A 19,646-nucleotide genomic window follows, 5' to 3' on the forward strand; every position below is an offset into this window, starting at 1 on the left:
CAAGCAGCAGGTCGTGGCGGAGATGTACGGGAAGTTGTACACATTCCAAGTACACTCGTGGGCATGACGTCCTTCGCGCTGTCCGTGCATCCGCTGTCCGAGGTGCGCCGGCGTCTCTCCGAGACGGTCGCGCGATTTCGTCGCGAGGGCGCGTCCGCGGAGCCAGTGATCTTCGGGTCGCAGCGCAAGCCTGAAGCGGTATTGCTGCCATATGCCGCATATGAGGAATTCGCCGAGTACAAACGTCGGCGTCATGCGCTGGACGCGGCGGAGGGATCGCTCCGGGCGGAAGGCCTCGCCCCCTCGGCGGAGGCGACCGCCCGCGCGGAGCGCTGGGCTAGGGGTGAGATCAGCGAAGCGGACATGTACGAGGAGACGCTGCGGCAGTATCGACGTCTGTGAGTAATGACCCGTACATAGATCCGTCAACCGGCGTCCTTGTCAACAGGCTCGGCATGAATGACCCACGTGAGCTGTCACAAGCCGAGGCCGACCTCACCTATCTGGCGCTCGCCCGGCTTGAGACGCGATCGCTTTCCGGAGACTACGACCTCGTTCACTTGCGCTCGTTCCATAAGGCGATCTTCGGCGACGTCTATCCATGGGCCGGCGAGTTAAGAACCGTCGTGATCGCCAAGGGCCACCCGTTCTGCCTCCCTCAGTTCATCGAGTCCGCCGCGGACCAGATATTCCGCGGCCTGGCCCGCGAGGGCCACCTGAGGCGGCTCCGACGGAGCGTTTTCGTCGAGAGGCTCGCCTTCTACTTGGGAGAGATCAACGCCGTCCATCCCTTCCGGGAAGGCAACGGCCGGACCCAACGTGCTCTCTTCGGGCAACTCGCCCGAGATGCCAGTTTCCGTGGCAACTGGCATCGGCTCGACGCGGACCAGAACACCGCCGCGTCGATCGCGAGGATGCGCGGCGACCCGAAGCCGATGTGCCGGATGCTGGATGAGCTGGTCGAGCCGTTCGACGGGCTTCGCTGAAGCCGGAGCACCGGCGGTCGGCGGAAGGGCCGCGGCGACCGCCGGTGATCGGGCGGTGGGGCGGCTAGGGGAGCGCGAGCATCTGGTCGAGGGCCATGCGGGCGTAGTGGGCGGTCTCGGCGTCGACCGTGATCTGGTTGACCACCTCGCCGTGCGCCAGGGACTCCAGCGACCGGACCAGGTGCGGCAGGTCGATGCGGTTCATCGTCGAGCAGAAGCAGACGGTCTTGTCGAGGAAGACGATCGTCTTGTCGGGGTGGCGGTCGGCGAGGCGCTTCACGAGGTTCAGCTCCGTGCCGACGGCCCACGCCGAGCCGGCGGGCGCCTCCTCGAGCATCCGGATGATGTACTCCGTCGACCCGATGTGGTCGGCCTCCTTGACGACCTCGTGACGGCACTCGGGGTGCACCAGCACGTTGACGCCGGGGATGCGGGCCCGTACGTCGTCGACGGACTCCTTGCTGAACCGTCCGTGCACCGAGCAGTGCCCGCGCCACAGGATCATCGTGGCGGCGCGCAGTTCGTCCGTGCCGAGACCGCCGTCCGGCCGGTGAGGGTTGTAGACCACGCAGTCGTCGAGCCCCAGGCCCATCTCGAGCACGGCGGTGTTGCGGCCCAGATGCTGGTCGGGCAGGAACAGCACCTTCGAGCCCTTGGAGAACGCCCACTCGAGGGCGCGGCGCGCGTTGGAGGACGTGCAGACGGTGCCGCCGTGCCGGCCGACGAACGCCTTGATGTCGGCCGAGGAGTTCATGTACGTGATCGGAACGACGTCGTCGGCGATGCCCGCGTCCTCCAGGACCTCCCAGCACTCCTCGACCTGGTCGTAGGTCGCCATGTCGGCCATCGAGCAGCCGGCTGCCAGGTCCGGGAGGACGACGCGCTGGTCCGCGCCGGTCAGGATGTCGGCGGACTCGGCCATGAAGTGCACGCCGCAGAAGACGACGTACGGCGCCTGCGGCCGGGCCGCGGCCTCCTGGGCGAGCTTGAACGAGTCGCCCGTGACGTCCGCGAACTGGATGACCTCGTCGCGCTGGTAGTGGTGGCCCAGCACGAACAGCCGCTCGCCGAGGGCCGCCTTGGCGGCATGGGCCCGCTCGACCAGGGCGGGGTCGGAGGCGGGCGGCAGGTCACCCGGGCAGGAGACACCGCGCTCGCTCGCCGGGTCGGCGCCGCGGCCGAGGAGCAGCAGGGGGCTGCCGATGTCGATCGTCACTGGGAGGCTCCCTTGGCAGACTTATCGTCTCTTTGACGATACGTCATCGTACGCGCGGGAGGTCAAGTGGCCGGGAGCGGGCGTGAAAGAACACGCTCATTGGGGAATGCCCCCCGGCAGCGGGTACGTTGTGCGGAGAGGCAAGCGACAACATCACGGCCGCCGCGAGGCGACCGAGCCAATCGGGAGTCAGCACATGACGGTTCCAGCCGAGACCGGCACGCAGCAGGGCGTCGTCCTCACGGACGCCGCCGCGGAGAAGGCCAAGAGCCTGCTCGAGCAGCAGGGCGAAGAAGGTCTCGCGCTGCGCGTGCAGGTCCAGCCGGGTGGGTGCTCGGGCCTGATCTACCAGCTCTACTTCGACGACCGTGAGGTGGACGGCGACCTCGTCCAGGACTTCAACGGCCTCAACGTCCGTGTCGACCGGATGAGCGTCCCCTACCTCGCCGGTGCCACGATCGACTTCGTCGACACCATCGAGAAGCAGGGCTTCACGATCGACAACCCGAACGCCAGCGGCTCCTGCGCCTGCGGCGACTCGTTCCACTGAGCCTCCAGGGCTGCACGCGATGATGCCCGTGACCGGGCCTGCCCCGGTCACGGGCATCCGGCGTGTCAGGACCCGGTGAGGCAGTACCCTTGCCGGGTTTGGAACGCCCTTCGAGACGGCCCCGCGTTCATGACGAGGCCGCCGAACCGACGAGGAGATCGACGTCGTGCGCATCGCTGTAGCCGGCTCCATCGCAACCGACCACCTGATGAGCTTTCCGGGACGGTTCGCGGACCAGCTCATTCCCGACCAGCTGCACACCGTGTCCCTGTCCTTCCTCGTCGACGCGCTCGAGATCCGGCGCGGCGGCGTGGCGGCCAACATCTGCTTCGGCATGGGCCTGCTCGGACAACGCCCGATCCTCGTCGGCGCGGTGGGCGACGACTTCGCCGACTACCGGTCCTGGCTGGAGCGGCACAACGTCGACACGTCCTCGGTGCACGTGTCCGACCTCCACCACACCGCGCGGTTCCTGTGCACGACCGACCAGGACCACAACCAGATCGCTTCGTTCTACACGGGTGCGATGAGCGAGGCCCGCCAGATCGAGCTGCAGCCGATCGTCGAGCGGGTCGGCGGCATCGACCTGGTCCTCATCGGCGCCGACGACCCCGACGCGATGATCCGTCACACGGAGGAGTGCCGCGCCCGTGGCATCCCCTTCGCGGCGGACCCCTCCCAGCAACTCGCCCGGATGGACGACGTGCGGGAGCTGATCGACGGCGCAGCGTACCTGTTCACCAACGAGTACGAGGCGTCGCTGTGCGAGCAGAAGACCGGCTGGTCGAGCGAGGAGATCCTGTCCCGCGTCGGCGTCCGCGTCACCACGCTCGGCCCGAAGGGCGTCCGTATCGACCGCGCCGGTGAGCCGAGCCTGCACGTGGACGCCGCCCCGGAGGTCGTGAAGGTCGAGCCCACGGGAGTCGGCGACGCGTTCCGCGCCGGGTTCCTCACGGCGCTCTCCTGGGAGCTGTCCCTCGAACGCGCCGCGCAGACCGGCAACCTCCTCGCCGCGCACGCGCTGGAGGTCGCCGGCCCGCAGGAGTACACCCTCCACGGCGAGCGCTTCGTCGAGCGGTTCGCCGACGCGTACGGACCGGACGCCGCCGCCGAGATCGCCCGGCACATCTGACTCCATCCTCCGCGCTCGCTCCGCCCCTTCAGGGCCGGAGCGAGCGCTCACCCGTTCAGGCAATCCGAACAGCGACCGCAGCGTCAGCGGCACGCGCCGCCTGGACTGAGGAGCGCAGCAATCGAAGCAAGCTCGTGCCGCTCCGACCGCCGTGCCTGAGCAACGGCAACCACAAGGTGAGCCGGCGCGCACCGTCTGGACTGAGGAGCGCAGGGAGCGAAGCGACCGGAGCGACGAGGGAAGACGGTGCGTTGGGCGCCGGCGAACCGCGCCCGCGGAGCGGGCGCCATCAGACGCGAGGGAAGACGGTGCGTTGGGCGCCGGCGAACCGCGCCCGCGGAGCGGGCGCGGTTCAATACGTCCGGCGTATGTGGAAGGCCCAGCCGCGGGGGAGGGTCTCCTCGCGGACGAAGTCCTGGGACTTCATCCGGCACCAGGCGGGGACGTCCGTGCGCGCGGCGACGTCGTCCGCCTGCACCGCGATGATCTGGCCGACCGGCACCTCACCGATGCGCTCGGCGAGCATGATGATCGGGATCGGGCACTTGCGGCCCAGCGCATCGATGGTCAGGACCGGCATCGGCCCGGTGTACGCCGGGGGCGTCGCCTCCCGGGGGACCTCCCGCTCGGCCCGGCGGCGCCTCAGCCCCATCGCATCTCCCTACTCAATGAGTGGTCATCCCCGCCGTACGGCGGAGCCGGGCCACGGCTCCGGGCAGAACCGCGAGGAAACGGTCGACGTCGGTCGCGCTGGTTCCGCGAGGGAGCGATACCCGGACGTTCCCGTGGGTAATCACCCCCATCGCCTCCAGGACGTGGCTGGGACGCAGCGTATCGGCCGTACACGAACTGCCGGAAGAGACGGCGAAACCGAGCCGGTCGAGTTCGGTGAGGAGCGCCTCGCCCTCGACGTACAGGCAGGAGAACGTCACCAGGTGCGGCAGGCGGCGTACGGGGTCGCCGATGACCTCGACGTCCTCGACGAGCCGGGGAACGCGCTCACGGATCCGGTCGACGAGCGCGGAGAGCCGCGGCCCGTCGCGCTCCATCTCCGCCGCGTACGCCTCCAGGGCCGCCGCGGCGGCGACGGCGCCGGGGACGTTCTCGAACCCGGGGACCCGGCGGCCCTCGCGCTCGTCCTCCGGGAGCGGTGACCGCCACCGGGTGTTCTTCCGGATGACGAGCACGCCGACACCCGGGGGACCGCCCCACTTGTGCGCGCTGGCGGCCAGCAGCGACCAGCCGGCGGGCACCTCGACCCGGCCGGCGGACTGCGCGGCGTCGACGAACAGCGGGACGCGCGCCGCCCGGCAGGCCTCGGCCACCTCCGCGACCGGCTGCAGCGTGCCGACCTCGTGGTTCGCGGACTGCAGGCAGGCCAGTGCCGTGTCGGGGCGCAGCGCCGCCGCGAACTCCTCCGGGTCGACCCGCCCCGTACGGTCCACGCCGACCGTGGTCACCCTCCCGCCCTCGCGCTCGTGCAGCGCGGCGGTGTGCAGGACGCTGGAGTGCTCGACGGCGCCGACGACCAGGTGGCGGCCGGTCCGGCGGCGGGCCGACAGCGCGCCCAGCATCGCCAGGTGCACCGCCTGGGTGCCGGAGGAGGTGAAGAACGTCTCGTCGGGCCGTACGCCGAACGCCACGGCGACCTTGGCCCGGGCCTGGTCGAGCAGCAGGCGGGCGCGCCGCGCGCCGCCGTAGAGCCGCTGCGGGTCGGCCCAGCCGCCGTCCAGGGCGGCGACCAGGGCCTCCCGCGCCGCCGGATGCAGGGATTCGGTGGACGCCGCATCGAAGTAGGCCACGGAGAAGACACTAATGGGGGTCCCAAGTGGGTGTCCGCGACCCTCACGCTAATGTTTGGTCGACAAGCGTGAACATCGAACTGATCGCCCGGAGATTCGGGCTTCATCGTGGGAAGGCAATCCGTGAGTCCGACCCGCCGTAGGAAGCGGCACATGCCCGTGCGCCCCGCAGCGCCGAGCCCGCGGCGACGCATGCTGCAGGGCGCCGCGGTGCTCTCCATGCTGGCCCTCGCCACCACGGCGTGCTCCGGCCAAGGCAAGCGTCTCGGCCTGCCGACGCCGGTCACCGAGCAGGCCAAGCGCGTCGTGACCCTGTGGCAGGGGTCATGGATCGCGGCGTTCGCCGTCGGTGCGCTCGTGTGGGGGCTGATCATCTGGGCGGTGCTGTTCCACCGCAAGCGTTCTGACCAGCTGCCGCCGCAGGTCCGGTACAACCTGCCGATCGAGATGCTGTACACCGTCGTGCCGTTCATCATCATCGCGGTGCTGTTCTACTTCACCGCGCGCGACGAGACGTATCTCAACAAGGTCAGCAAGACGAACGATCCGGGTCAGGTCACGCTCGTCAACGTGACCGCCTTCCAGTGGAGCTGGCAGTTCGACTACCCGCAGTACCACACCAAGCCGATCGTCGGTCAGCCCACGAGCCCCGACGGCACGAACAAGCCCGTCCTCGTCATCCCGGTCGGGCAGCGGGTACGCTTCCACCTGGTCTCGACGGACGTCATCCACTCCTTCTGGGTTCCCTCGTTCATCTTCAAGCGGGACATCATCCCCGGTGCCCGCTCCGGACAGGACTTCGAGGTCACCCCCACCAAGACGGGTACGTTCGAGGGACGCTGCGCTGAGTTCTGTGGCGTGGACCACAGCCGGATGCTCTTCCAGGTGAAGATCGTCACGCCGCAGGAGTTCCAGCAGTTCATCTCGAGCCATCAGGCGAGCGGGAGCGCTCAGTGACCACGACCATCACTCATTCCACCCCCTCCGCGCCGGCGTTCCGGCCGCGGCCGAGCAAGGGCCGCGTCATCGTGTCGTGGCTGTCGTCCACGGACCACAAGGTGATCGGGTACATGTACCTGATCACGTCGTTCGTGTTCTTCGGCATCGGCGGCATCATGGCGCTGTTCATGCGCAGCGAGCTGGCCAAGCCGGGCCTGCAGATCATGAGCAACGAGCAGTTCAACCAGCTGTTCACCATGCACGGCACGGTCATGCTGCTCATGTTCGCGACGCCGCTGTTCGTCGGCTTCGGCAACGTGATCATGCCGCTGCAGATCGGGTCGCCGGACGTGGCGTTCCCGCGCATGAACATGCTGAGCTTCTACTTCTTCGTGTTCGGCAGCCTGATCACGCTGGCCGGGTTCCTCACCCCCGGCGGCGCCGCCAGCTTCGGCTGGTACGCCTACACGCCGCTCTCGGACATCGTTCGCTCGCCGGAGATCGGCGGCGACATGTGGATCATGGGCCTGACGCTGTCCGGCCTCGGCACGATCCTCGGTGGCGTCAACTTCATCACGACGATCTTCTGCATGCGGGCGCCGGGCATGACGATGTTCCGGATGCCGATCTTCACGTGGAACATCCTGCTGACGTCGATCCTCGTGCTGATGGCGTTCCCGGTGCTCGCCGCGGCGCTGCTGGCGCTGGAGGCCGACCGTAAGCTCGGCGCGCACGTGTTCGACCCGGCCACCGGCGGAGCGATGCTCTGGCAGCACCTCTTCTGGTTCTTCGGCCACCCAGAGGTCTACATCGTCGCGCTGCCGTTCTTCGGCATCATCACCGAGATCCTGCCGGTGTTCAGCCGCAAGCCGGTGTTCGGTTACATCGGTCTGGTCGGCGCGACCATCGCGATCGCGGGTCTGTCCGTGACGGTGTGGGCGCACCACATGTTCCCGACGGGCCAGGTGCTGCTGCCGTTCTTCTCGTTCATGACGTTCCTGATCGCGGTCCCGACCGGTGTGAAGTTCTTCAACTGGGTGGGCACGATCTGGCGCGGGCACCTGACGTTCGAGACGCCGATGCTCTGGTCGATCGGCTTCCTGGTGACGTTCCTGTTCGGTGGCCTGACCGGCATCATCCTGGCCTCGCCGCCGCTGGACTTCCAGCTCAACGACTCCTACTTCGTCGTCGCGCACTTCCACTACGTGCTGTTCGGCACCGTGGTCTTCGCGATGTTCGCGGGCTTCTACTTCTGGTGGCCCAAGATGACGGGGAAGATGCTCAACGAGACCCTCGGGAAGATCCACTTCTGGCTGCTGTTCATCGGCTTCCACACGACCTTCCTGGTCCAGCACTGGCTCGGCGCGGAGGGCATGCAGCGTCGTGTCCCGGACTACGCCAAGCAGTTCACCTCGCTGAACGTCGTCTCGACCATCGGCGCGTTCATCCTCGCCACCTCGATGATCCCGTTCCTGTGGAACGTCTTCATCACGGCGAAGAGCGGCAAGCGGGTCAACGTCGACGACCCGTGGGGCTTCGGCAACTCGCTCGAGTGGGCGACGTCCTGCCCGCCGCCGCGACACAACTTCACCTCGATTCCGCGGATCCGGTCGGAGCGCCCGGCCTTCGATCTGCACTACCCGCACCAGGACCAGGCCGCGGTGACGGCCGGCGCCGGGAAGGAGGACTGACATGAAGATCGAGGGTTTCCTGTTCGTCTTCTGTGCCCTGTTCTTCGCGGTGATGGACCTGATCTACTGGCTGTGGTCGCACGACCCGACCGGTACGACGGCCCTGGCGCTGACCATCGGCCTGGCGGGCCTCACCGGCTTCTACCTGCTGTTCACCGGCCGGCGGATCGACCCGCGGCCGGAGGACGACAAGGACGCCGACATCGCCGAGGGTGCCGGTGAGCTCGGGTTCTTCAGCCCGCACAGCTGGTGGCCGCTGTTCACGGCGCTCGCCGCCGCGACGGCCGCGCTCGGCGCCGTGTTCGGCTGGTGGCTGATGCTCATCGGGATGCTCGGTGTCATCCTCGCGGCGATCGGGTTCGTCTTCGAGTACTACCGGGGTCACTTCTCCCACTGAGGCAGACGCACGGATGGCCGGCACCGCGCAAGCGGTGCCGGCCTTCGGCGTGTCAGAGGATGTACGAGAGTCTCGGAGACCCCCGCAGCGGCGCGGCGGGGGAGAGCGTGGCGAGGGGTGACGGCGGCGTCGGGCGGCGTCGCGGAGCGCACGACGAGGCGTCAGGTGGCGCGGCGGTGGGTGACCGAGCCGTGAGAAGAGAGGGCGGCGCCGTCTCAGGCGGCGCGTCGGCGGCGGGTGGCGGCGATCCAGCGGTCGAGCAGAGCGGTGGCCGCGCCGGAGTCGATGGCCTCCAGCGCCCGGGCGTACGCCGCCGCGAGCGTCTCGGTGAGCGCGTCGGCCGGAGGGGCTCCCTCCGCCGCGACGAGCGCCGCGGCGGCGTTGAGGCCCACGATGTCGCGCACCGGGCCCCGTTCGCCGCCCAGGACCGCGCGGGCCACCGCGGCGTTGTGCGCGGCGTCGGCGCCGCGCAGGTCGTCCGGGGTGGCGCGGGGGATGCCGAGGTCGGCCGGGTCGAAGACGGTCTCGGTGGCGGTGCCGTCGCGGACGACCCAGATGACGGAGGTGGACGTGGTCGTCAGCTCGTCGAGCCCGTCGTCGCCGCGGAACACGAGCGACGAGCAGCCGCGCTCGGCGAACACCCCGGCGACGATCCCCGCCATGCGCGGGTGGAAGACCCCGACCGCCTGGGCGGAGGGCCGGGCCGGGTTCGTCAGCGGGCCGAGGAAGTTGAACACGGTCGGCACGCGCAGCTCGGCGCGCGTCTTCGCGGCGTACTTCAGCGCGGAATGGTAGAGCGGCGCGAAGCAGAAGGTGATCCCGACCTCGTCGGCGACCTCGGCCGTCGCCGCCGGCGGCAGGTCGATGACGACGCCGAGCTCCTCGAGCACGTCGGCGGCGCCGCAGGACGACGACGCCGCCCGGTTGCCGTGCTTGACCATCCGCGCGCCCGCGGACGCGGCGACGATGGCACCCATGGTGGAGACGTTGACCGTGTGCGCGCGGTCGCCACCGGTGCCGACGAGGTCGACGGCGGGCCCGGGCAGGCTGATCGGGCGAGCGTGCCCGAGCATCCCCTCCGCGAGGCCCGCGACCTCGGCGACGGTCTCGCCCTTGGCCCGCAGCGCGACGGCGAAGCCGGCGATCTGCACGTCCGTCGCCTGACCGGACATGATCTCGTTCATCGCCCAGGCCGTCTCGTCCGATGACAGCGACTCGCCGTCGATCAGAGCGTTGAGGAGCGCGGGCCACGTCGTGCGCGGATCCATGGGTGCCTCTTCGGGGTACGCCGGCGTCCGCGGCGAGCGGACGGCTACTGGACGGACAGGCGGGGCTCGGAGTCGCCGACGCGCCCTTCCAGGCGGCGGCGCATCAGGTCGGCGACGCCCTCGGCCAGCGCGACCGGGTCGATCGGCTGGGAGGCCACGGCGTCGGCACGGGACCAGGTCGCCAGCCAGCCGTCGTCGCGGCGGGCGATGATGACCATGATCGGCGGGCAGTGGTAGATCTCGTCCTTGGCCTGCCGGCAGATGCCCATGCCGCCGGCCGGACGGGCCTCGCCGTCGAGGATCGCCACGTCGACGTCGCCCTTGTCGAGGTGGACGAAAACCGCGGGCTCCGTCGCGACCTCGACGAACTCGACCTTCGGCAGGCCGGGCGCGGGGCGGCGGCCGATCGCGAGCCGCACCTCGTTGCGGGTGTTCGCGTCGTCGCTGTATACGAGGACCTTCATGGTCTCTTCGGTGCTCATCGGCTCATCCATGGGTTACGTGGTCACGTGATACGTGCCCGATGCTACCGGGAGATGGCGCGGCGGCGGAGAGGGCCGTCCGCCTCCGGCCCGGCCGACCTGCCGTGAGGAGGCGAATCGCCTCTACAGGGGGGTCCTGCACGGAGCCCGGGAAGGGGCCGCAATAATGCTGCCCGTGGCAACAGCAACCGCGACAGAAACGGCACCCCGGTCCCACGCCAACCGGCCCAACCTCGTAAGCGTGGGCACGATCGTGTGGCTGTCGTCTGAGCTCATGTTCTTCGCGGCGCTGTTCGCGATGTACTTCACCATCCGGTCGGTGACCAAGGGGGACGGCGGCGCGTGGCCCCAGGCCCACTTGGACATCCCGTACGCCTCGGCCAACACCTTCATCCTGCTGATGTCCAGTGTGACCTGCCAGATGGGCGTGTTCGCCGCGGAACGGGGGCAGGTCAGGCGCCTGGGGTCGATCTTCAACCTCAAGCGCTGGGGTCTGCGCGAGTGGTACGTCCTGTCCTTCCTGATGGGCGCGGTCTTCGTGGCCGGCCAGCTGAATGAGTACCGCAACCTCATTCACGAGGGCACGACGATCTCCAGCAGCGCGTACGGCTCGGTCTTCTACCTGACCACGGGCTTCCACGGCCTGCACGTGACCGGTGGACTGATCGCGTTCATCTTCATGCTGGGACGCACGTACGCCGCGAAGCGCTGGACACATGAGCAGGCGACGAGCGCCATCGTCGTGTCCTACTACTGGCACTTTGTCGATGCGGTCTGGGTGGGGCTGTTCTTCACCATCTACGGGATCGACAAGATCTTCACCTGACCCAGAACGAGGGACTCTTCCGTGAAATGGATCACCGCATGGCGACGGCGCCCGTGGGCGGGCTACGCCGTTGTGCTGGCCGCGCTCGCGATCATCGGCGTCGCCTACGCCGGTGTTTCGCCGCGCACTGACCGGGCACAGGCGGCCGCCGCGGCGGCGTCGGACCAGGACGTGGCCAAGGGCAAGCAACTGTTCAACCAGGCCTGCTCGAGCTGCCACGGTGCCAACGCCGAGGGTACGAAGAACGCCCCCAGCCTGCTCGGCGTCGGCGCGGCCTCGGTCGACTTCCAGGTCAGCACCGGGCGGATGCCCGCGATGAACCTCGGCGCGCAGATTCCGCGCAAGAAGCCGGTCTTCAACGAGGAGCAGACCCGCCAGATCGCCGCGTACATCGCCTCTCTCGGCGGCGGCCCCGCGATTCCGTCGAAGGACCAGGTCGACCCGGCCAACGGCGACGCGGCCATGGGCGGCAAGCTCTTCCGGGCGAACTGCGCGCAGTGCCACAACTTCGCCGGTTCCGGCGGGGCGCTGACCGGAGGCAAGTACGCCCCGCCGCTGACCAAGGCGACGCCCGAGCAGATCTACGAGGCCATGCTCACCGGTCCGCAGGCCATGCCGGTCTTCAACGACACCACGCTGACGCCGGCGCAGAAGCGGGCGATCATCGCGTACGTCACCCAGACCCGCAGCGAGCCGAACCCCGGCGGTAACGGTCTCGGCCGGGTCGGCCCCGTGGCCGAGGGCCTGGCCGGCTGGCTGGTCGGACTTGGACTGATCATCATCGCGGCGATGTGGATCACCGCCAGGAAGCCCAAGAAGAAGCACAATGTCTGAGACCAACGAGACCCACGGAGCGTCCTCGGAAGAGGAGCGGGCGCCTAAGCGCGTCATCGGAACTCCACCGCAGGTGCAGGGCCATGACCTGCTGCCCTCCGACGGGGACGGCGGGGAGAGCAGCGGGTACAAGCTCGACCCGGTGAAGGCGCGCAAGGCCGAGCGTGCGGCGGCGTTCTTCTTCTTCCTGACCTTCCTCGCGGGCATCGCGTTCATCGTCTTCTACGCCGTCTGGCCCGGCCACGTCGGCAACGACGACATCGTCCGGGCGATGCACTCGAACTACGCCCTGGGCACCTCGCTCACGGTGATCTTCATCGGCATGGCCGTCGGGATGACGATCTGGGTCCGTCACCTGATGACGACCAAGGAGATCATCCAGGAGCGGCACGAGCTGGCGTCCCCGGCCGAGGACCGCGAGGTCTTCAACGAGTACTTCCTCCAGGGCGCCGAGGAGAGCGGCCTCACGAAGCGGCCGCTGCTGCGCCGCTCGCTGCTGCTGGCCTCCGCGCCGCTGGGCCTGCTGCCGATCCTGCTGCTGCGCGACCTGGGTCCGCTGCCGGAGAAGAAGCTCCGCCACACGTCGTGGAAGAAGGGCACCAGGCTCGTCGTCGACGGCACCGGCCAGCCGCTGAAGCCGTCCGACTTCAACTCCCCGGGCGGCATCATCACGGTGATCCCGGAGGGCGCCGAGGACAACCTCGACGAGCTCGCGAAGGCCACGGTGCTGCTGATCAACGTTCCGGAGGACCAGCTCAAGGTCAAGAAGGGCCGGGAGAACTGGAACGTCGGCGGCATCATCGCCTACTCGAAGATCTGCACGCACGTCGGCTGCCCGGCCGCGCTGTACGAGCAGACGACGCACCACATCCTGTGCCCGTGCCACCAGTCGACGTTCGACGCGCTCGACGGCGCCAAGGTCATCTTCGGTCCGGCGGCCCGGCCGCTGCCGCAGCTGCCCCTCGGCGTCGACTCCGAGGGCTACCTCATCGCGACGAGCGACTTCCACGAGCCGGTCGGACCCAGCTTCTGGGAGCGTGGGAGGCCCAAGGTATGACAACCCTCATCGGCGACCGGTTCGATGAGCGAGGATCGGTGAGCGACCAATGACGACGCAAGCACCCCCGAAGGCCGTCGACGGCGCGATCGGCTTCCTCGACGAGCGCTTCGGGACCGCGGGATTCCTCCGCGGCAAGATGAAGAAGGTCTTCCCCGACCACTGGTCGTTCATGCTGGGGGAGATCGCGCTCTACTCGTTCATCATCCTGCTCGCGACCGGGACGTTCCTGACGCTGTGGTTCAAGCCCAGCATGTCCGAGGTCGTGTACAACGGGCACTACACCAAGCTCGTCGGCGTGCACATGAGCGAGGCGTACAACTCGACGCTCCGCATCAGCTTCGACGTGCGCGGCGGCCTGCTCATGCGGCAGATCCACCACTGGGCGGCGGTCATGTTCGTGGCCTCGCTCACGGTGCACATGCTGCGCGTCTTCTTCACCGGCGCGTACCGCAAGCCGCGCGAGGTCAACTGGCTGATCGGCCTGGGCCTGTTCACGCTGGCGCTGCTGGAGGGTCTGTTCGGCTACTCGCTGCCGGACGACCTGCTGTCCGGCACGGGTCTGCGGATCACCCAGGGCGTCATGCAGTCGATCCCGCTGGTCGGCACGTACCTGTTCTACTTCGCGTTCGGCGGGGACTTCCCCGGCCACGACTTCATCCCGCGTCTGTACACGGTGCACGTCCTGCTGATCCCCGGCATCCTGCTGGCGCTGGTCGGCGCGCACTTCATGATCCTGTGGCACCAGGGGCACACCCAGTTCCCGGGCAAGAACCGTGCGCAGAAGAACGTCATCGGCAAGCCGTTCTACCCGGTGTTCATGATCAAGGCCGGCGCCTTCTTCATGTTCACCTTCGCGGTCATCGCGTTCCTCGGGACGTTCGCCCAGATCAACCCGATCTGGCTGTTCGGCCCGTACACGCCAGACTCGATCACGGCGGGTTCGCAGCCGGACTACTACATGGGCTTCCTCGAGGGCGCGCTTCGCATCATGCCCAACTGGGAGACCAACCTGTGGGGTCACACGGTCTCGTGGAACGTCCTGGTTCCCGCGCTCGTGCCGCTGGGGCTCATCATGACCGGCGCGGCCCTGTGGCCGTTCATCGAGCAGTGGGCCACCGGCGACAAGCGGATCCACCACATCGCCGACCGCCCGCGGAACGCCCCGTTCCGTACGGCCGTCGGCATGACCGCGGTCACGTTCTACGGTCTGCTGTGGCTGGCCGGCGGTAACGACGTCATCGCCGACAAGTTCCACGTGTCCCTGTACGCGACGACGTGGTTCTTCCGGTTCGCGATCTTCATCGGTCCGGTGATCGCGTACAACGTGACGAAGCGGATCTGCCTCGGCCTGCAGAAGAAGGACGCCGACATCGTCCACCACGGTGTCGAGTCCGGCGTCATCATGCGGCTGCCGAACGGCGAGTTCATCGAGGTGCACGAGCCGGCGAGCGACGAGCAGAAGGCCGTGCTCACCGGCAAGGACCCGCTGCCGGAGCTGGCGATCGAGGCCGAGGACGAGAACGGCATCCCGTCGCCGTCCGCGCGTGGCCCGCTGGGCAAGCTGCGCAAGAACCTCAACCGCGCCTTCACCGTCGACGACGTCCCGGCGGACGGCCACGACGAGGGGCACGACGACACGAGCCCGCACGCGGAGGAGGAGCTCCAGCCGGGCGGCGTCGAGCCCGGCGGCACCGGAGGCAGCAGGGCGATCAGCCACCACTGACGCCTCCGCCCGACGCGAGTACGGCCCGCCACCCGATTACGGGTGGCGGGCCGTCGCGTGTTCGTGGGCAGCGCGAACGCGGCCGGGCTCGGGGACCTGGCGGTCCGGTCAGTCCGCGTCGGGCAGGCCGAGGGCGAACGCGGCCTCCAGGTCGTGCTGGGAGTACGTGCGGAAGGCGATGTGGGTCTCGGTGTGCGTCACGCCGGCGACCTTGTTCAGGCCGCCGGGGATGACATCCGCGATCTGCTCGTACTGGCGCACGCGCACCAGCGCGACCAGGTCGAACTCCCCGGTCACGGAGTAGACCTCGCTGACCCCGTCCAGACCGGCGATGATCTCGGCGACCTCCGGGATGCGCGAGACGTCGGCCTTGATGAGCACGATGGCGGTGATCACGGAATGCCTCCTGCGTGGGTTGCGCGCGATGTCGGGTCGCCGTCGCAAGACTAGTGGAGGAGTCAGTTCCAGCTGAGGGCGGCCGACTTGCGGGCGACGGTGCCGCGCCGGACGAGCAGGCCGACGATCATCCCGGCGACGAAGCCGTAGATGTGCGCGACGTACGCCGTCTGGCTCTGGCTGTCGCCGAGGCTGAGCCACTGGAAGACGAAGAACTGCGCGAGCAGCGTCCAGGAGGGCAGCCGGAACGGGAAGATCGACAGGATCAGCGCGATCGTCCGCGACCGCGGATAGAGGACGAGGTGGGAGCCCAGCACCCCCGCGATCGCCCCCGAGGCACCGACCAGCGGGGTGTCCGAGCCGGGATAGGTGATCGCGAAGCCGTACGCCGCGATGAAGCCGACCGCGAGGTAGAAGACCAGGAACCGGAGCCGTCCGAGGCGGTCCTCGGTCGCCGCGCCGAAGATGAACAGGTAGACCATGTTGCCGAGGATGTGGGCGACCCCGCCGTGCAGGAACATCGACGACAGGGCGGACAGCCACGGCCGTTTGTGGAACGGCTTCGGGTGGCAGGCGTGGTCGATCTCCTCGGGCACCGGGTTCTGCCGGTCGGAGACCAGTTCCTTCGGGACGGCGCCGTACTTCAGCAGGAAGGTCGCCTGCTCGCACCTGCGCTGGTCGATCCCCTCCCCGTGGTGGCCGATCGAGGCGATCGGCGACAGCAGGAAGACGACGACGTTCGCGGCGATGAGGAGGTAGGTGACGAGGGGCGCGCGCCGCGTCGGCTGGTTGTCGTACAGCGGCAGCGCCACACCTGCTCCTATTGCATCGGCCGACCGGCGCGGTCAACCTTACGGGAATCGGGCCGCTGGACGGCGCTCTCGATCCAGTGCCGTACGCTCTCGGCGCCGTGCGGCGGACAGGTCCACGTGCCGTCCACCTCGACCAGGCGCACACCGGGGGAGTCGAGCCAGCGCAGCACGCATTCCATCTCCTCGGCGGAGGCTCGTGGCGTGGCGCCGACGCCGGGCCGCACGGTCTCGGCGGTGGCCACCAGCGCCTCGACGTACGGGACGGGGTGGGCGTTCGGCGGGACGGTGCCGGCGGCGGCCAGGCGCCCGTGGCGCACGACGTGCAGCTCCCAGCCGCCGTCGAAGGCAGGCCGGGCCGCGACCAACTGCGCGAGCCCGGCCAGGGCGGACAGGCGCTGGCAGCGCGCCGCGCCGCGCACGAACGCGGCCAGCCGGTCGCGCTGCACCGCGGCCTCCTCGTAGCGCAGCTCACCCGCGAGACGGTCGATGCGGGCACGGGCGGCGGCGACGACCGGGCGGACGTCGCCCTCCAGGATGCGGCGGGCCAGGGACGCGTGGCGGGAGTAGTCCTCCGGGGCCTGCCGGCCCTCGCAGGGCGCGCCGCAGCGGCCCAGCTCGGCCAGCGCGCAGGTGCCGGCGCGGCGGGTCTCGATGAGCCGCAGCGTGAGCCGCTGGGTGCACTGGCGCAGGGGGACCGCGTCGTGCACGGCGGCGCGGGCCTCCTCGGCCGTGCGCGTGCTGCCGAACGGGCCGAGATAGGTGGCGCCGTCGTCGCGGACCTCCCGGACGATCGACAGCCGGGGGAAGGGCTCGGCGGTGAGCTTCAGCCAGACCGCCCGCTCCGGGTGGCGCGACCGGCGGTTGTAGCGCGGCTTGTGCGCCGCGATGAGCCGCAGCTCGCGGACCTCCGCCTCGAGAGGGCTCGCGCACACGATCGTGCGGACCCGCTCGGCGATCCCGATCATCTCGCGGACGTGACGGCGGGTCTCCGACGCGGTGAAGTAGGAGGTCACGCGGCTGCGCAGCCGCCCGCTCTTGCCGACGTACAGCACCTCGCCGCGCGCGTCCTCGAAGAGGTAGACGCCCGGCGCGGCGGGCACCCCGTCGGCGAGGTGACGTTTGCTCCGCTGCTCCGGCGTCGGCGCGCGCTGGAAGCCGGTCAGCTCCTCCAGGGTCTCCACGCCGAACGAACCCGCGCGCTCCAGCAGGCCGTGCAGGACGTCGACGGTGGCGCGGGCGTCGGTGAGCGCGCGGTGGCAGGGCTCGATGCGGGCGCGGAAGAAGCGGGCGAGGGTGGCGAGCTTGCAGTTGGGGACCTCGTCGCGGGTGAGGACGCGGCGCGCGAGGTCGGCGGTGTCCACCACCGGCGGCGCGGGCCAGGGACGCTCCTGCGCGGCGCAGGCGGCCTTCAGGAAGCCCATGTCGAACGGCGCGTTGTGCGCGACCAGGACCGCGCCCCTGGCGAACTCCAGGAACGACGGCAGGACCTCGCCGATGCGGGGGGCCGCCACGACCATCTGCTGCGTGATGCCGGTGATCACCGAGATGAACGGGGGGATCGTCCTCCCGGGGTCGACGAGGGTGGCGAACTCGCCCACGATCTCGCCGCCGCGCACCTTGACGGCGCCGATCTCGGTGATGGCGTCCTCCTTCGCCGATCCTCCGGTGGTCTCGAGGTCGACGACGACGAAGGTGACGCCGGCCAGGGGAGTGCCGAGGTCATCGAGGGTGCCCTGCACCGCAGGGCCGACGGAGGCCATGGCGGAACGGTACGCGGGAAGACCGACATTCGTTCCGGCGGCCCGGTGCGGGGCTACCTGGCGGTAACCGGTATCGGCGTCCGTGACCCGGCGGGGGCGTCGCGCGATGACCGGTCATCGGCATCGGTCACCCGGCTCGGGCCCAGGGCGCGGTGACCGGTGTCGGCGCCCGTCACCCGGCGCGGGGCCGTCGGTGGTGACCGGTACGGTGCCGGTCGCCCGGCCGCGCGGATACCTCGTGGTATTCGTCGGGGGGATTGCGGACCGCGGGTAGTCGGGGCGTCTACGCTGGGCAGCGACGGCGACACGGAGCCCGGTGCACGCGTCACGGCGCACCGCCCGCGACCATGAGGAGCAGACCATCGACACCGGCCCGGCCGAACACCTCGACCAGCCGCTCCCCGAAGCGGTCCGGCAGCGCGTCGTCGAGGCGGCCGCGGGCGTCATCGGCGCGCTGCGGCCGGACGAGATTCCGGCGCCGCTCCGGCGGGTGGCCCGCTTCGAGCCCCGCCGCCGCGCCCGGCTGGCCGCGACCCTGATCGCCGCCCAGCTCGAAGATGACGGTGGGTTCCGCGAGCGCGTCGCCGACGTCGTACGGGAGAGCGAGCCGGTGCTGAGCGAGGCGGTCGGCTCGGGCGCGGTGCCGCCCGCCGCCGACCCGGTCACCGTCGCCGCCCTCGCGTACCTGCTGCGCCCGCCGGGCTGGGCCGAACGCATCGAGACCGCCCGCCGGGAGCTGGAGCGCTCGGCGGCGGCCGCCGAGGAGGCCAAGGTCGTCCGCGAGGTCGCCGAGCTCCGCGAGCAGATCGCCGCGGCCAAGGCCACCCGGTCGGAGGAGACCGAGAAACTCCGCGCCGAGCTGCGGGAGCTGCGCGCTGAGAACGCCGAGCTGCGCAAACGGCTGCACGAGGCGCGTGGCAAGGCGAAGCGGGAGCACGCGCGGGCGGAGGAGCTCGACCGGCGGCTGGGGGAGGAGCGCGCGGCGGCCTCCGTCGCGGCGGCCGGCGCCGAGGCGGAGCTGCGCCGGCTGCGCAGCCGCCTGTCGCACGCCGAGGCGGCCGCGGAGAGCGCCCGGCGCGCCGCCCGCGAGGGCCGCAACGTCGACGAGGCACGTCTGCGCGTCCTCCTCGACGCTCTCACGGACGCCGCCAAGGGGCTCCGTGACGAGATCGCGCTGCCGCCGGGCATCACCCGGCCGGCCGACAGCGTGGGCGGCATCACGCCCAGCCGCCCCGGGCACCGTACGCTGCCGGGCCGGGCGCTGGCCGACAGCGACCCCGCGCTCCTCGACCAGCTGCTCACGCTCCCGCAGGTCCATCTCATCATCGACGGCTACAACGTCACCAAGACCGGGTACGGCGACCTGCCGCTGGCCGACCAGCGGTCGCGCCTCGTCTCGGGCCTGGGCGTGCTGCACGCGCAGACCAAGGCCGAGGTGACGGTCGTCTTCGACGGCGCGGAGCTGAACGCCCCCGTCGCCGTGCAGGCGCCGCGCGGGGTGCGCGTGCTGTTCAGCGCGCCCGGCCAGACGGCCGACGAGCTGATCGGCCACCTCGTGCGCGCCGAGCCGAGCGGGCGCGCCGTGGTCGTCATCTCCTCCGACCAGGAGGTCTGCGACTCGGCCCGGCGGGCCGACGCCCGGCCGGCACCCTCGGCGCTCCTCCTCCGCCGCCTCGGCCGCACCTGACCGCCGCCGCTTCCGGGTCGTCTGTCGAACGCCGGTCCGCGGGCGCCCTCGGCCGCGGCCTCTTCCGGGTCGCCTGTCGAACGCC

The 19,646-nt window shown here is 70.0% G+C and carries 20 protein-coding genes; 12 read left to right on the forward strand and 8 right to left on the reverse strand.

Annotation, left to right across the window (positions count from 1 at the left end; all coding sequences use genetic code 11):
* Positions 1-63: 63 nt before the first annotated feature.
* Together NDW01_RS01570 and NDW01_RS01575 are read left to right on the forward strand one after the other, a co-directional pair.
* Complete coding sequence (locus NDW01_RS01570; protein WP_252815849.1) at positions 64-402, forward strand: antitoxin VbhA family protein; 339 nt, start codon at positions 64-66, stop codon at positions 400-402.
* The gene (locus NDW01_RS01575) at positions 399-986 is read left to right on the forward strand and encodes a Fic/DOC family protein (protein WP_252815850.1); all 588 of its coding nucleotides are present in this window, start codon (positions 399-401) and stop codon (positions 984-986) included. Before NDW01_RS01570 ends, NDW01_RS01575 begins: the two co-directional genes overlap by 4 nt.
* Positions 987-1,050: 64 nt before the next feature.
* Here NDW01_RS01575 and nadA read toward each other — a convergent pair whose 3' ends face one another.
* Entirely contained in the window at positions 1,051-2,202 is a 1,152-nt protein-coding gene (gene nadA, locus NDW01_RS01580) for a quinolinate synthase NadA (protein ID WP_252815851.1), read from the reverse strand.
* Between the two features lie 196 nt (positions 2,203-2,398).
* Between nadA and NDW01_RS01585 the strand changes: the two genes are divergently transcribed.
* Positions 2,399-2,752 carry a HesB/IscA family protein gene (locus NDW01_RS01585; protein WP_252815852.1) on the forward strand — a complete coding sequence of 118 codons (354 nt, stop codon included), beginning with the start codon at positions 2,399-2,401 and terminating at the stop codon, positions 2,750-2,752.
* Between the two features lie 166 nt (positions 2,753-2,918).
* On the forward strand, positions 2,919-3,884 hold the full coding sequence (locus NDW01_RS01590; RefSeq protein ID WP_252815854.1) for a carbohydrate kinase family protein: 966 nt from the start codon (positions 2,919-2,921) through the stop codon (positions 3,882-3,884).
* A gap of 352 nt (positions 3,885-4,236) precedes the next feature.
* Here NDW01_RS01590 and NDW01_RS01595 read toward each other — a convergent pair whose 3' ends face one another.
* Both NDW01_RS01595 and NDW01_RS01600 read right to left on the reverse strand, forming a co-directional pair.
* Positions 4,237-4,464, reverse strand: coding sequence for a sulfurtransferase TusA family protein (locus tag NDW01_RS01595; protein WP_252810881.1), 228 nt, complete (start codon positions 4,462-4,464; stop codon positions 4,237-4,239).
* A gap of 85 nt (positions 4,465-4,549) precedes the next feature.
* Positions 4,550-5,686, reverse strand: coding sequence for a cysteine desulfurase family protein (locus tag NDW01_RS01600; RefSeq protein ID WP_252815856.1), 1,137 nt, complete (start codon positions 5,684-5,686; stop codon positions 4,550-4,552).
* Positions 5,687-5,839: 153 nt separating this feature from the next.
* On the opposite strand from NDW01_RS01600, the gene ctaC reads away from it, so the two are divergent.
* From ctaC to NDW01_RS01615, 3 genes are read left to right on the forward strand one after another with little or no spacing between them, the layout of a single operon-like run.
* On the forward strand, positions 5,840-6,643 hold the full coding sequence (gene ctaC / locus NDW01_RS01605; RefSeq protein ID WP_252815858.1) for an aa3-type cytochrome oxidase subunit II: 804 nt from the start codon (positions 5,840-5,842) through the stop codon (positions 6,641-6,643).
* Positions 6,640-8,316, forward strand: coding sequence for an aa3-type cytochrome oxidase subunit I (gene ctaD, locus NDW01_RS01610; RefSeq protein WP_406567674.1), 1,677 nt, complete (start codon positions 6,640-6,642; stop codon positions 8,314-8,316). The genes ctaC and ctaD overlap by 4 nt, the downstream gene beginning before the upstream one ends.
* A 1-nt stretch (position 8,317) precedes the next feature.
* On the forward strand, positions 8,318-8,713 hold the full coding sequence (locus NDW01_RS01615; RefSeq protein ID WP_252782830.1) for a cytochrome c oxidase subunit 4: 396 nt from the start codon (positions 8,318-8,320) through the stop codon (positions 8,711-8,713).
* A gap of 215 nt (positions 8,714-8,928) precedes the next feature.
* Here NDW01_RS01615 and trpD read toward each other — a convergent pair whose 3' ends face one another.
* Both trpD and NDW01_RS01625 read right to left on the reverse strand, forming a co-directional pair.
* The gene (gene trpD, locus NDW01_RS01620) at positions 8,929-9,981 is read right to left on the reverse strand and encodes an anthranilate phosphoribosyltransferase (RefSeq protein ID WP_252815860.1); all 1,053 of its coding nucleotides are present in this window, start codon (positions 9,979-9,981) and stop codon (positions 8,929-8,931) included.
* A 44-nt stretch (positions 9,982-10,025) separates the two neighbouring features.
* Positions 10,026-10,463 carry a hypothetical protein gene (locus NDW01_RS01625; RefSeq protein WP_252815861.1) on the reverse strand — a complete coding sequence of 146 codons (438 nt, stop codon included), beginning with the start codon at positions 10,461-10,463 and terminating at the stop codon, positions 10,026-10,028.
* Positions 10,464-10,629: 166 nt separating this feature from the next.
* Between NDW01_RS01625 and ctaE the strand changes: the two genes are divergently transcribed.
* Genes ctaE through qcrB form a run of 4 tightly spaced genes read left to right on the forward strand, consistent with a single transcriptional unit; the run spans position 10,630 to position 14,906 of the window.
* Positions 10,630-11,289, forward strand: a complete 660-nt coding sequence (gene ctaE / locus NDW01_RS01630; protein WP_256510830.1) for an aa3-type cytochrome oxidase subunit III — start codon at positions 10,630-10,632, stop codon at positions 11,287-11,289.
* 21 nt (positions 11,290-11,310) lie between these two features.
* Positions 11,311-12,123, forward strand: coding sequence for a cytochrome bc1 complex diheme cytochrome c subunit (qcrC, locus tag NDW01_RS01635; protein WP_252782838.1), 813 nt, complete (start codon positions 11,311-11,313; stop codon positions 12,121-12,123).
* Complete coding sequence (gene qcrA / locus NDW01_RS01640) at positions 12,116-13,180, forward strand: cytochrome bc1 complex Rieske iron-sulfur subunit (RefSeq protein ID WP_252815863.1); 1,065 nt, start codon at positions 12,116-12,118, stop codon at positions 13,178-13,180. The genes qcrC and qcrA overlap by 8 nt, the downstream gene beginning before the upstream one ends.
* Before the next feature lie 49 nt (positions 13,181-13,229).
* On the forward strand, positions 13,230-14,906 hold the full coding sequence (qcrB, locus tag NDW01_RS01645; RefSeq protein ID WP_252815865.1) for a cytochrome bc1 complex cytochrome b subunit: 1,677 nt from the start codon (positions 13,230-13,232) through the stop codon (positions 14,904-14,906).
* A gap of 108 nt (positions 14,907-15,014) precedes the next feature.
* Here the strand turns inward: qcrB and NDW01_RS01650 are convergent, their stop codons facing one another.
* The 3 genes from NDW01_RS01650 to NDW01_RS01660 all read right to left on the reverse strand — a co-directional run bounded on the left by NDW01_RS01650 (position 15,015) and on the right by NDW01_RS01660 (position 17,874).
* A complete protein-coding gene (locus NDW01_RS01650; protein WP_252782845.1) occupies positions 15,015-15,302 on the reverse strand; it encodes an Lrp/AsnC family transcriptional regulator in 288 nt (95 codons plus the stop codon).
* 62 nt (positions 15,303-15,364) lie between these two features.
* Positions 15,365-16,114 carry a rhomboid family intramembrane serine protease gene (locus NDW01_RS01655; protein WP_252782847.1) on the reverse strand — a complete coding sequence of 250 codons (750 nt, stop codon included), beginning with the start codon at positions 16,112-16,114 and terminating at the stop codon, positions 15,365-15,367.
* An 8-nt stretch (positions 16,115-16,122) separates the two neighbouring features.
* A complete protein-coding gene (locus tag NDW01_RS01660) occupies positions 16,123-17,874 on the reverse strand; it encodes a DEDD exonuclease domain-containing protein (RefSeq protein ID WP_252815866.1) in 1,752 nt (583 codons plus the stop codon).
* Positions 17,875-18,190: 316 nt separating this feature from the next.
* Between NDW01_RS01660 and NDW01_RS01665 the strand changes: the two genes are divergently transcribed.
* Complete coding sequence (locus NDW01_RS01665) at positions 18,191-19,561, forward strand: NYN domain-containing protein (RefSeq protein ID WP_252815867.1); 1,371 nt, start codon at positions 18,191-18,193, stop codon at positions 19,559-19,561.
* Positions 19,562-19,646: the final 85 nt, after the last annotated feature.

The organism is Actinoallomurus soli, from assembly GCF_024055715.1.
GTDB classification, from domain to species: domain Bacteria; phylum Actinomycetota; class Actinomycetes; order Streptosporangiales; family Streptosporangiaceae; genus Actinoallomurus; species Actinoallomurus soli.

What these genes read in the sequence shown, in the direction of transcription:
- qcrB (WP_252815865.1), top strand. Translation starts at nt 13,230, where the DNA reads ATGACGACGCAAGCACCCCCGAAGGCCGTCGACGGCGCGATCGGCTTC.
- NDW01_RS01595 (WP_252810881.1), bottom strand. Translation starts at nt 4,464, where the DNA reads ATGCCGGTCCTGACCATCGATGCGCTGGGCCGCAAGTGCCCGATCCCG.
- qcrA (WP_252815863.1), top strand. Translation starts at nt 12,116, where the DNA reads ATGTCTGAGACCAACGAGACCCACGGAGCGTCCTCGGAAGAGGAGCGG.
- ctaE (WP_256510830.1), top strand. Translation starts at nt 10,630, where the DNA reads ATGCTGCCCGTGGCAACAGCAACCGCGACAGAAACGGCACCCCGGTCC.
- NDW01_RS01625 (WP_252815861.1), bottom strand. Translation starts at nt 10,463, where the DNA reads ATGAGCACCGAAGAGACCATGAAGGTCCTCGTATACAGCGACGACGCG.
- NDW01_RS01660 (WP_252815866.1), bottom strand. Translation starts at nt 17,874, where the DNA reads ATGGCCTCCGTCGGCCCTGCGGTGCAGGGCACCCTCGATGACCTCGGC.
- trpD (WP_252815860.1), bottom strand. Translation starts at nt 9,981, where the DNA reads ATGGATCCGCGCACGACGTGGCCCGCGCTCCTCAACGCTCTGATCGAC.
- NDW01_RS01570 (WP_252815849.1), top strand. Translation starts at nt 64, where the DNA reads ATGACGTCCTTCGCGCTGTCCGTGCATCCGCTGTCCGAGGTGCGCCGG.
- ctaC (WP_252815858.1), top strand. Translation starts at nt 5,840, where the DNA reads ATGCCCGTGCGCCCCGCAGCGCCGAGCCCGCGGCGACGCATGCTGCAG.
- NDW01_RS01585 (WP_252815852.1), top strand. Translation starts at nt 2,399, where the DNA reads ATGACGGTTCCAGCCGAGACCGGCACGCAGCAGGGCGTCGTCCTCACG.
- NDW01_RS01615 (WP_252782830.1), top strand. Translation starts at nt 8,318, where the DNA reads ATGAAGATCGAGGGTTTCCTGTTCGTCTTCTGTGCCCTGTTCTTCGCG.